This is a genomic window from Anaerotignum faecicola (genome assembly GCF_003865035.1).
GTDB classification, from domain to species: Bacteria; Bacillota; Clostridia; order Lachnospirales; family Anaerotignaceae; genus Anaerotignum_A; species Anaerotignum_A faecicola.
On sequence record NZ_BHVZ01000002.1, the window covers coordinates 283,784 to 295,503 of the forward strand.

Genomic DNA, 11,720 nt, shown 5'->3' on the forward strand with positions numbered 1-11,720 from the left:
CAGCTTATTTTTCCAGTTCCGCCAGAGCCGCCTGCATCACCTTGCCTGCAATCGGCGTTGCACTGCCGTAATTGGCATTTTCAATCACAACCGCAACCGCAACCTTCGGATTCTCCGCAGGCGCAAAGCCGATAAACCAGCTATGGTCATAGCCTGTGGCATTTTCCGCCGTACCCGTTTTGCCGGCAACCGTCACGCCATTGATTGCCGCAGCCGTACCCGTGCCGCCGGAAACAACCCCAACCATCATATCCCTGATGGTTGCCGCTTCCGCAGCCGTGCAGATTTCCGTCAGCTTTTCAGGAACGGTGTTTTTTGTTTCCGTCCCATCCGGATAAACCACATGGTCTACAATATATGGCCGCATCATCATGCCGTCATTCGCAAAGGCAGAGGCAAGCATTGCCATATACAGGGGCGTAACTCCCGTTCTGCCCTGCCCGATTGCGGTTTCCACCAGTTCGCTTTCCGTGGCACCCTTCGCCAGATAAATGCTGTTTCGGCTTGTTTCCAGTTCAAAGCGGCTGTCTGCATCCATGCCAACCTGTCGCATGGTCTTCGCCAGCTTGCCCGCACCGATTTCATCCGCCAGTGCCGCAAAATAGCAGTTGCATGAGTAGGCAAGCGCACTTTTCATATCCACCGTGCCATGCACCTTATTATTGTAGCAATGAATCACCTTATCCTGAAAAACTCTTTCCCCCGTACATTCCACCTGAAAGCTCTGCCAATCGGAAAGATACTCCATCCCTGCCAAAGCCGTTACGGTCTTAAATGTCGAGCCGGGCGGATAAAGCCCCTGCGTCGCACGGTTCACCAGTGGACTGTCCGCATCCTCCTTCAGTGTATCCCATTGCGCCTCCACGGTATTCGGGTCAAAGTCGGGATACGCCTGCAAGGCAAGAATCCGCCCCGTCGAAGGCTCCATCACAACAATCGCGCCCTTAGCGCTCCCCAGAAGATTGCCTGCCGTTGTCTGAATATCCATATCCATGGTCAAAGCAACGCTGTTGCCCTGCAGCTCCGTTTTCCGCACCACACTGCTCACGCGCTGAAATAATTCATTATGCAGCTTCATCAGCTCAAAGTTTTCTGCTGCCTCAACGCCGGTTTTCCCGACACTGCTGTAGCCTGTAATATGTGCCGCCATCCGTCCGCGCGGATATTCTCTCTTGTAGGTACCGTCCTCCTGCCTTGTGCTGGTCGCGATGACCTCGCCCTCTCTGTCCAGAATGTCTCCACGCTTGATGGTTTCATCCACATACCGCAGACGGCTGTTGTAGGCGTTGCCGGAAATTTCCTCTCTGTCTACAAAAACCAGCTTCCCCAGATAGCCCAATAGCAGGAAAAAGCATAACGCCAGCAGCCAGAATACGCGGCGCATGCTTCGCTTCATATTACTCATATCTGCCGCCTCCCATCTGCATTTCCTCCATCATCCGCTGCTCCTCCTGCTCCTGCTGGGCGCGCTGCTCGCAATATACGCATACCCACTGCAAAAGCCCAATCATCATCAGGCTGACCAGAACCGAGCTGCCGCCGTAGCTGACAAACGGCAGTGTTACCCCCGTCAGGGGAATCAGCTTCATCACGCCTCCCAGAATCACAAACGCCTGAAACGAAATCAGCGTGGTCACCCCTGCCGCCAGAATACTGTAATATCTTCTGTTGCAGTCCAGTGCAATACGCACCCCGCGGTACAGCAGCATAATGAAAATCCCAATCACGCCCGCACCGAAAATCACGCCGAATTCCTCGCAGATTGCCGAGAAAATCATATCACTTTCCACAACGGGAATACTTTTCGGCATCCCCTTCGTCAAGCCGCTGCCGAACAGCCCCCATGTCGTAATGGCAAACAGAGAGCTGACAATCTGATATCCCCCTGCATCAATATCCGCCCAGGGGTTGCGCCATGCCGCCACACGCACCTGCACATGAGAAAACAGCTTATACGCCCCCATTGCCGCCACGCTTGCCGCACCCATCCCCAGAAAGAACAGAAATTCATTCGAGGTCGCAATATACAGCATCACCATGTATGTCATAAAAAAGATAAGCGCACTGCCTAAGTCCTTCTGCAAAACCAACAGCATCACCAGTCCTGCGCTCAAAATCCCCGTTGTCAAAAATTGCTTCCATTCCACCCTCTTGCGGAATACACTCGCAAGGTAGAATACAAACAGAAACTTTGCAATCTCCGAGGGCTGAAAGGTAACCGGACCAATGGCAAGCCAGTTGGTAGAGCCGTATTTTGACACGCCGAAAAACCTTGTCGAAAGCAGCAGCAGATAGCACCCGATGATATACACCCATTCAAACATTTCAAATCTTGGAATCCACCGGAAGAAGGTCGGCAGAAAAGACATCCCTGCCAGCCCAATGCACATCCACATCAGCTGTCTGTGTGCCAGAGAAGGCTCCACCCTCTGTAAAATAATCAAGCTCACATCCATCAGAAACAGCATCCCCGTCCAGATGAGCGGACAGCCCTCGTAATAAAACCTGTCCAGAAGCTTCACCGCAAACAGCAGAAAAACCAACGAAACCGCCCCAAATAGCAGCGTCGTAATATCAAACATATATGTTTCCCTGTTGTATCCCAGAATCAGAAACGCCGTCATGTGCATCAATACCGTAATCCGTCTCTGCATGGAAACCGCCGTATAGGGGTTCCCCAGAAAGCCTCCCTGCTCATAGGCAACATAAACAATGCCCTGCCACAGGAACAAAACGATATAGAAAATGAACAGGTATCTGCTCAGCATTATGATTAAATCAAACATTTACATCACTCCACTCCGCGGAAGAAATGTCCCTTCGTGCTGCCCTTTTCGCTCATTTCTCCCAAAAGATTGCGTGTCGCGGGGCTCATCCGCTCCGCATCCGCCGTCATTTCCCCGTATGCCTTCGCAATCCGCTCTGCCCTGCCGGGGCCCTCCTTTGTAAAGTCCAGACGCACCAGACCCGTTGTGCTTTCCAGAATTTCATCATAAAATTTCAGCGTAAACAAAGGCTTGCCGTTCAGAATCGTGCAGACGCATCTCTCGCAGTCCGTCATCAGAGGGAATTTCACGCCCTTTCTGTCTCTGAGGAAATACAAATCCTCATTGCTGCGCTCCGTACAGAATTTATGTCCGTCCTTGCCGCCCACATAATTCCCGATGGGACATTGCTGTGTTTTCATCAACGGCAGATAGCCGTAAACCACCATTTCGCAGTCCTTGTCCCCCATGCGGTTAATTTCCTGCAAATTCGCCTCCACAGAAAGACAGACATTGTCCGCCCCCTGCTCCTTCCAGTATTCCACCGTCTGCCGGTTCATCGCATTCAGATTGTAATCAACAACAATTTTCTTGCCGCTTTTCTGCACCTGTGCAAACTGCCCTGCGGCACGCACCAGAAAGCCGTCAATCTCACTCGCAATCAGCCTGTCAATCATCGGCTGTTCTGCTTCCGCGTTCCATTCTCTTGCCACTCTCGGCAGTGCGGCATAAAGCGTCACGCCTGCCTTGCGGCATTTTGCCAGAATCTTGTCCAGATTTTTCTCCAAATCCGCCGCCGCTTCATAATACACCCTGCAAATGCCTCTCGCCTGCAAAACGGCATCCAGTTGCCCCATGTTCGTCACAACCGCTGTCAGCTTTTTCCGCAGCTGCATCGGCTGCTTCTCCGGTTTCGCATACACCGCGTCATCCTTCGCCTTCCGCTTGGATTTTTTCAGAATCGCCGCCTCCAGTGCCTCGCACGCCGCACGCCGCACACGGTTCACCTCGCTGATATTCACATAAATATATCGGTCGATATCGGTCTGCAAATCCGCCAGAACAAAGGGGGTTGCGCCCATCTTGCTGATGTTTTCCCGCAGCTTCATCGGGAGCATAGGCGAGCTGCCTGCCGGCTCTACGATACTGCCGCTGACAAAAACGCTGTTGCCGCCGTTATCCCAAAGCTGTAAGGAAATCGGTTCGCCCTCCTTCACGCGCAGCATCCCGTAAATCGGCAGCTTGCGTGTATCCTTTTCGTAGGTCTTTTTCAGCTCATCCTGCAATGCCTTCCCAAAGGTGCGGTAAACCACATCATTTTTGTTGATATCCCCCTCAAGGGTAATCGTAATCACCTCGCCCGCCTTGGAGTGCTTGGAAACATTTGTCCCAACGTGCGGCTCTGTCTGCGTCCAAATTTCCAGACCATCTCCGGGAACCAAGGGCTCTCTCGTGCGAATCGTCACCTTCTTATATTTCGGCAGATACTTGTCCACAATGCCGACCTTCAGCCCCCACGATTTCGGGCGTTCAATGCTCATCATCTCCCATCCGGCAAAGGAGGTGTAATATCCCTCCGTAAAGCCGCCACGGTTAAACAGCTGCTGCAGCGCCTTGATATCCGCGGGATCTACCTTGTATTCCTCCGGATTTTCAAAATACAGGTCAATATATTTGCGGTAAATCCGCGTTACCCCTGCCACATATTCAGGGCTTTTCATTCTGCCCTCAATTTTCAGCGATGCAATTCCTGCCTCAATCAGCTGCGGCAAAATTTCCACCGTCATCACGTCCTTCGGGGAAAGCAGATACCCCTCCGCCATGCTGTCATAGCCCTTATACAACGTATAGGGCAACCGGCAGGTCTGCGCGCAGCGTCCGCGGTTGCCGCTTCTGCCGCCCAGCATGCTGCTCATAATGCACTGCCCCGAATAGCAAACACAAAGCGCCCCATGCACAAAGGTTTCGATTTCCGCTTCGGTGTTTTCCGTAATATGCCTGATTTCCTCCAGAGAAAGCTCTCTGCTCAGCACGATTTTATCAAACCCACGGCCTTCCCAGTATTTCACATCCGCCAAGGAATTGCAGGTCATCTGCGTGCTTGCATGCAGGGGAAAATCAGGAAAATGCGCCTTTACCAGTCTTTCCGCGCCTGTATCCTGCATAATGAGCGCATCCACGCCCATTTCGTACAGGCTCCTGATGTAGGTCAAAAACCCTGCCAGCTCCTCATCCTTATATACCGTATTTACCGTTACATACACCTTTACGCCGCGCAGATGGCAATAATCACAGGCATCCTCCAATTCCTTCAAATCAAAATTTCCCGCATACTGCCTTGCGCTGAACTGCTTGCCACCCAGATAGACCGCATCACAGCCGCCGTTCACTGCCGCCTTCAGGCTCTCCATGGAACCCGCAGGGGAAAGCAGCTCCGGTCGATTCACTCCAGACATAATAGTCTCCTTTCTCTCTCATGCAAACCCGTTGTAAAAGAAAAGAGCAAACCTATGAAATTCTCTCAAATGCTTCATCGGCATGCTGCTTTTCGTTATTTCTTTCTTTTTTTCGTTAATTTTTATGGTTATTTCTTTCCTTTTTTATTTTTTCCTGCGGAATGGTATGTCTGGTGCATCTGCGTGCTGCCGTTGTCCTCCATCGCCAGAATATATTCATCCAGCTTGTTTTCCGCATTCTCTCTCGCCTTTTCCGCTTCCTCCAGCTTATGCGTCAATTCCTGCACGCGCGCCGTCATGCCGATGAGTCTGCCCTCCAGCTCAGCAGTATACGCCTTTTCCTTGAAGTAATCATCTGCCACATTCACAGAGGTCAGCACATAAGCAAGGCTGGAATCCAACGTAACAGCAACGGCCTTTTCACGGACTTCCGTCATTTTCTCATCAATATAAGCCGCCACACTGCGGATATGTTCCTCCGATTCCTCGCCAACCAGCGTAAAGCTTTTTCCGTCAATGGAAATCTTCACTCTGTTTTTCATGAACTGCACTCCCTCTCCTCTTTTTCATAATTACATACTTATCTGTAAGTATACCACAAATGCAATTTAGAAGGAATACCTTTCTTCCGAAACCCCTCGACAGAAAAGGCGTCCATCCTTCGATGAACGCCTCTATTCTTACCTACAAAGCAGTGTGATAATCCCAATCACAATCAGAATCGGGAATGCGATATAAAGCAAGCCTCCTACCACCATACCAATTAAAATCAGCGGCAATATTACAATCGTCAGTAAAAATTTGGAGATTCCCCAAGCCATTTGTATCCCGAAAAGCAGCAGCTTCCCGAATACTCCAATCATACAAATGATAAATAAAAACATCCACAGCATACTTTCCACCTCAATTTCGTCCACAAGCTGTTCCAACTGTGTTTTCAAGTCAATTATAGCAAAAAAATCATAGATTACAACTGGGAAAATATTAAATTTTCTTTAAGCCCTTCCTGCAAAAGAAAACCCCGTCGCGTAAGCGACGGGGGCTCGTACCAACCGTATTTTTTTATAAAATTTTGTTGCTTAAATTCCCTTTGAAAATTATTTCTTTCTCCAAGCCCAGATGTCCTTGCCTGCTTTCTTCATATCGTGGAAGTCAGCAGCAGCTGTGAACAGTGCGTCTGTAGAAGAGTTCAGACCTGTTTCGCAGGAGTCCTGAATTACGCCGATGATGAAGCCAACACCTACAACCTGCATTGCTACATCGTTGGGGATACCAAACAGAGAGCAAGCCAGAGGAATCAGCAGCAGGGAACCACCTGCAACACCGGAAGCACCGCAAGCGGAGATAGCTGCTACGAAGGACAGCAGAACCTTCATTGCAAGGGGAACTTCCATGCCCAGTGTGTTTACGCAAGCCAGTGTCATAACTGTGATTGTGATTGCAGCACCGCCCATGTTGATGGTTGCACCCAGAGGGATAGAGATGGAGTAGTTATCTTCATCCAGACCCAGTTCTTCACACAGAGTCATGTTAACAGGGATATTCGCTGCGGAAGATCTTGTGAAGAATGCTGTGATAAAGGAATCCTTCAGGCATTTGAATACCAGAGGATAAGGGTTGGATTTGATCTGTGTCCATACGATGATGGGGTTCAGAATCAGAGCTACGAAAGCCATGCAGCCAACCAGAACTGCCAGAACCTTACCGTATTCTGTGAAGATACCCAGACCGTTTTCGGATACTGTTGTGAATACCAGACCCAGGATACCGAAGGGAGCGCAGGAGATTACTGCTCTAACTGCTGCTGTAACTGCTTCGGAGAAATCGTTCAGTGCTTTCTTTGTTGTGTCACTTGCTTTTTTCAGTGCCAGACCAAAGATAACAGCCCAGAACAGAATACCCAGGTAGTTTGCGTTTACCATGGAACCGATGGGGTTGGAAACAATGTTGTTCAGCAGATTGGAGAATACTTCACCAATGCCGCCTGCTGCTGTGTAGCCATCTGTGGAAGCAGCGTTGCCCAGAGGCAGAACGATGTGGATGAAGTGGCAAGCCAATACAGCAACAACAGCCGCTGCGAATGTACCAATCAGGTACAGTGCAACTACACGGCCCATTGTTCTGCCGCCGCCCTCCTGACCGCAAGCCAGAGCTGCGATAACCAGGAAGAATACCAGAATAGGTGCTACAGCCTTCAGAGCACCAACGAACAGGGTACCCAGAACACCGATAACTTTTACTTGTGGAATCAGCAGACCAAGGATTGCACCAATGATCAGACCACAAACGATACGTTTTACTAAGGAAATGCTATTCCATTTCTGAATAATACTCATTTTGACCTTCTCCTATTAAATGATTGATTTGATAAATGTTTGTATAATTGCTTGTTTCTACGGTTTGTACGAAAACTAAATATGAAAAGTATTGAGGTTTGCCTTTTGCATCAACCAAATACCTTTTCGCAAAGCTTTTTCCCTGTCGGTGTCACAGCCAGACCGCCTTCTGCGGTTTCCTTCAGCGTAGAGGACATTGTATCACCGATTTTCTTCATCGCTACAATTACCTCATCCGCAGGAATATGACTTTCCACGCCTGCCAGTGCCAGCTCAGCCGCTACCAGCGCATTGCCTACGCCGCCGGCATTTCTTTTGATACAGGGAATCTCAACCAGACCTGCAACAGGGTCGCAAACCAGACCGAGAATATTTTTCAGCGCGATTGCACAAGCGTGCTCGCACTGCTTGGGTGTGCCGCCGCAAAGCTCTACCATTGCCGCCGCCGCCATTGCGCTTGCCGCGCCGCATTCCGCCTGACAGCCGCCTGCCGCCCCTGCCACGCTGGCATTCGTTGCAATCACGATACCAACTGCAGATGCAGTAAACAGTGCCATAACCAGATCCTTATCCGAAATATTTTTTTCCTCCTGCAATGTCAGCAGTGCAGAAGGAAGAATACCGCAGCTGCCCGCTGTCGGGGATGCTACGATTCTGCCCATGCAGGCGTTTGTCTGTGCAACCGCAACCGCTTTCATCATTGCATTGCCGAAGAAATGACCTGCAATATTCTTGCCTGCCTTCAATGCTTCATTCAGCTTGTAGGCATCGCCGCCTGTCAATCCGCTGGCAGAACGCTTGTCCTTATCCAACCCATCCTGTACGGATTCCTTCATGACCTGCAGGGATCGCTCCATGGTTGCGAACATTTCTTCTTCTGTCTTTTCCGTCATTGCCGCCTGTGTTTTCAGAACCAGCTCAGAAAGCTTCAAGCCTCTCTTTTCCGCTTCGTTTACCAATTCGGCAATAGAATCATATTTTAACAAGTTCTCCGCCTCTCCTTCTTAAATTGCTTTCAGAATCGTAGATGCGTGAATATGGGGACATTCCATGATTGCATCATTGATAGACTCGTCCACATGACCGTCAATCTCGATTGTCATAACAGCTGTACCGCCCTTATGGTCTCTGCCCAGAGAGAACCCATGTATGTTAACACCCTTGTCTGCCAGAATGTTTGTTACCACGGCAATCATACCGGGAACGTCATCATGGGGAATCACCAATGTATCGGATTTACCGGAAATCGATACCTCTGTATCATTGATTTTATTGATAATAATATTGCCGCCGCCGATGGATGCACCGCGAATCAGCGCGGTTCTTCCTGCTTCATCTGTCAGCGTAATTTCCGCCGTATTGGGGTGTGCGCCGTCAATATCTTCTTCGATAAAGGTAAAATCCAGACCTTCCTCTGTCGCAATCTGCATGCTGCTGCGGATACGGGCATCGTCTGTGTCCATCCCCAGAATCCCTGCAATCACAGCCTTATCCGTACCGTGACCCTTATAGGTCTTGGCAAAGGAGCCGCTGAACTGAATCACAGCCTTCACGGGCTTCTTGCCCAGAACAGAACGGGCATATTTCCCGATACGCACTGCACCTGCTGTATGAGAACTGGAAGGGCCAATCATAATAGGTCCGATGATATCAAATACCTGTAACACTAAAATCCCTCCTAACCTTATTTCAATTTTCTGTCGATAACCCAAGTATTTTTGACAAAAACCGCATAATTTATCGACCTTCCCAATTATATATGATTAAATTCAACAAAGTCAATAGGTATCCATAAAAAAGTTCCTTGTAGAAAGACATTTTTTTCTTATTCTCGGATATTTGTCCGTTCCACAAATACACCCGTGTGATTTTCCACAAAATTTCAAAAATTTTTGAATTTCTTTTCCATAAAAACGAAAAATTACAAGAAAAAAGCCCCACTCTTAGGTGTGTCCCAATAAGAAAACATGAAGAAAATGAAATAGCTAAAAGCCTGCGGATACAAGGAAGTTTCCCGCAGGCATCCTTTGACTTAGGCTGTCAAGGGGAACTGACGCAGTAGCCGTAGCTTTCAGCATTTCAGAATTCAAGTTTTCTTATTTGGGCGCACCTTTTAGAGTGGGGCGAAGTCTGCTTTCGACTTAATGCATTACATGTATCCGTTCATGCCGGGATCAGACATTGCGGGTGCGTTTTTCGCAGGCAGCTCCGCAACAACCGCTTCTGTTGTCAGGAAGGTGGAAGCAACGCTGGTTGCATTCTGCAATGCACTTCTTGTTACCTTTGCAGGGTCAAGGATACCTGCCTCAACCATTTCCACATATTCCTCTGTCAGCGCGTTGAAGCCCATGCTGTCATTCATCTCTTTTACCTTGTTTACAATCACAGACCCTTCCAGACCTGCATTTGCAACAATCTGACGCAGAGGTGCTTCCAGTGCCTTGATGACGATATCCGCACCTGTTTTTTCATCCCCTGCCAGCTCTGCGCAGGCTGCTTTTACCTTATCCATGGCATGAACCAGAGCAGTACCGCCGCCGGCTACAATACCTTCCTCCACTGCTGCCTTTGTTGCCGCCAGTGCATCCTCCATACGCAGCTTCTTTTCCTTCATTTCTGTTTCTGTTGCCGCACCAACCTTGATCACAGCTACGCCGCCGGAAAGCTTTGCCAGTCTTTCCTGATATTTTTCCTTATCAAATGCGGAATCTGTTTCTTCCATGCCCTTTTTGATCTGTGCGATACGCGCTTCGATGGCAGCCTTGTCACCCGCACCGTCTGCGATGATGGTTGCTTCCTTTTCCACACGAACCGTTTTCGCGGTACCCAACATATCCAAGGTTGCATCCTGCAGGGAAATGCCAACCTCCTCGGAGATAACCTGACCGCCTGTCAGTGCCGCGATATCTGCCAGCTGTGCTTTTCTTCTTTCGCCGTAGCCGGGTGCCTTTACCGCAACGCAGGTGAATACATTACGCAGCTTGTTCACAACCAGAGTTGCCAGAACCTCGCTTTCTACGTCCTCTGCAATCAAAAGCAGCTTTCTGCCTGTCTGCATTACCTGCTCCAGAATCGGCAGGATTTCCTGAATATTGGAAATTTTCTTATCTGTAATCAGAATCAGAGGCTCCTCCAGAACCGCTACCATCTTATCCATATCCGTAGACATGTATGCGGAAAGATACCCTCTGTCGAACTGCATCCCTTCTACCAGAGCCAGCTCTGTTTTCATGGTCTTGGATTCCTCAATGGTAATAACGCCGTCATTTGTAACCTTATCCATTGCTTCCGCAATCATCTTGCCGACTTCCTCATCCCCTGCGGAGATTGCCGCTACGTTTGCAATGTGCTTGCTTGTGGTAACGGACTGGCTCATTCCCTTGATTTCTGCAACAGCTGCTTCCGTTGCCTTCTGCATCCCGCGTCTGAGAATAATGGGGTTTGCGCCTGCCGCAATATTCTTCAGACCCTCCTGAATCATTGCCTGTGCCAGAACGGTCGCTGTTGTAGTACCGTCGCCGGCAACATCATTTGTCTGTGTCGCAACCTCTTTTACCAGCTGTGCGCCCATGTTTTCATAAGGGTCCTCCAGCTCAATATCCTTTGCAATTGTAACGCCGTCGTTTGTAATCAGGGGAGAAGTGAATTTTCTGTCCAGAACCACGTTTCTGCCCTTGGGCCCCAGTGTTACCTTTACTGTATTTGCCAGCTTATCCACACCTGCCGCCATTGCGTTTCTGGCATCGGTGCTGTATTTGATTTCTTTTGCCATAATGCTTTCCTCCAATCAAATTTTCAAATTTTTATTTTCAAAAATCAATTAAAATCAATCCTTGATGATTGCCAGAATATCATTCTGACGCATAATCAGGTATTCCTCGCCGTCATATTTCACTTCCATTGCGCCATATTTGGAATACAGCACATGGTCGCCCTCCTTCACTACCATCTCAATCTTGGTATCGCCAACCATGCCGCCGGGGCCGACAGCAACAACGATTGCTTCCTGCGGCTTTTCCTTCGCCTGACTTGTCAGCACAATGCCGGATTTTGTGGTTTCCTGTGCTTCTACCTGTTTCAATACGACTTTATCTCCTAATGGTGCAAGTTTCATTTTCATTACCTCCTATAATTTTCTATCTGTTAGCACTCATCTAATCCGA

The 11,720-nt window shown here is 49.1% G+C and carries 9 protein-coding genes and 1 pseudogene; all 10 read right to left on the reverse strand.

Annotated elements, in window-relative coordinates; genetic code table 11:
* Positions 1-4: 4 nt before the first annotated feature.
* The 10 genes and pseudogenes from EJE48_RS07155 to EJE48_RS07200 all read right to left on the reverse strand — a co-directional run bounded on the left by EJE48_RS07155 (position 5) and on the right by EJE48_RS07200 (position 11,671).
* Positions 5-1,405: a peptidoglycan D,D-transpeptidase FtsI family protein gene (locus tag EJE48_RS07155; protein ID WP_118579619.1), complete on the reverse strand. Its 1,401-nt coding sequence runs from the start codon at positions 1,403-1,405 to the stop codon at positions 5-7.
* Positions 1,398-2,786 carry an FtsW/RodA/SpoVE family cell cycle protein gene (locus EJE48_RS07160; protein WP_118579622.1) on the reverse strand — a complete coding sequence of 463 codons (1,389 nt, stop codon included), beginning with the start codon at positions 2,784-2,786 and terminating at the stop codon, positions 1,398-1,400. Before EJE48_RS07160 ends, EJE48_RS07155 begins: the two co-directional genes overlap by 8 nt.
* A gap of 5 nt (positions 2,787-2,791) precedes the next feature.
* Positions 2,792-5,221 carry a U32 family peptidase gene (locus EJE48_RS07165; protein WP_124984446.1) on the reverse strand — a complete coding sequence of 810 codons (2,430 nt, stop codon included), beginning with the start codon at positions 5,219-5,221 and terminating at the stop codon, positions 2,792-2,794.
* Positions 5,222-5,349: 128 nt separating this feature from the next.
* Positions 5,350-5,763, reverse strand: coding sequence for a cell division protein ZapA (locus EJE48_RS07170; RefSeq protein ID WP_124984447.1), 414 nt, complete (start codon positions 5,761-5,763; stop codon positions 5,350-5,352).
* A 138-nt stretch (positions 5,764-5,901) separates the two neighbouring features.
* Positions 5,902-6,138 carry a hypothetical protein gene (locus EJE48_RS07175; RefSeq protein WP_306307898.1) on the reverse strand — a complete coding sequence of 79 codons (237 nt, stop codon included), beginning with the start codon at positions 6,136-6,138 and terminating at the stop codon, positions 5,902-5,904.
* A gap of 180 nt (positions 6,139-6,318) precedes the next feature.
* Entirely contained in the window at positions 6,319-7,557 is a 1,239-nt protein-coding gene (sstT, locus tag EJE48_RS07180) for a serine/threonine transporter SstT (RefSeq protein ID WP_118579631.1), read from the reverse strand.
* 110 nt (positions 7,558-7,667) lie between these two features.
* Positions 7,668-8,543, reverse strand: coding sequence for an L-serine ammonia-lyase, iron-sulfur-dependent, subunit alpha (gene sdaAA / locus EJE48_RS07185; protein WP_016408300.1), 876 nt, complete (start codon positions 8,541-8,543; stop codon positions 7,668-7,670).
* Positions 8,544-8,561: 18 nt separating this feature from the next.
* Positions 8,562-9,158, reverse strand: a pseudogene (gene sdaAB, locus EJE48_RS07190) (L-serine ammonia-lyase, iron-sulfur-dependent subunit beta); the annotation flags it as partial.
* A 548-nt stretch (positions 9,159-9,706) separates the two neighbouring features.
* Positions 9,707-11,329: a chaperonin GroEL gene (groL, locus tag EJE48_RS07195; protein ID WP_118579634.1), complete on the reverse strand. Its 1,623-nt coding sequence runs from the start codon at positions 11,327-11,329 to the stop codon at positions 9,707-9,709.
* Between the two features lie 54 nt (positions 11,330-11,383).
* Positions 11,384-11,671 carry a co-chaperone GroES gene (locus EJE48_RS07200; RefSeq protein ID WP_118579637.1) on the reverse strand — a complete coding sequence of 96 codons (288 nt, stop codon included), beginning with the start codon at positions 11,669-11,671 and terminating at the stop codon, positions 11,384-11,386.
* Positions 11,672-11,720 lie beyond the last annotated feature (49 nt).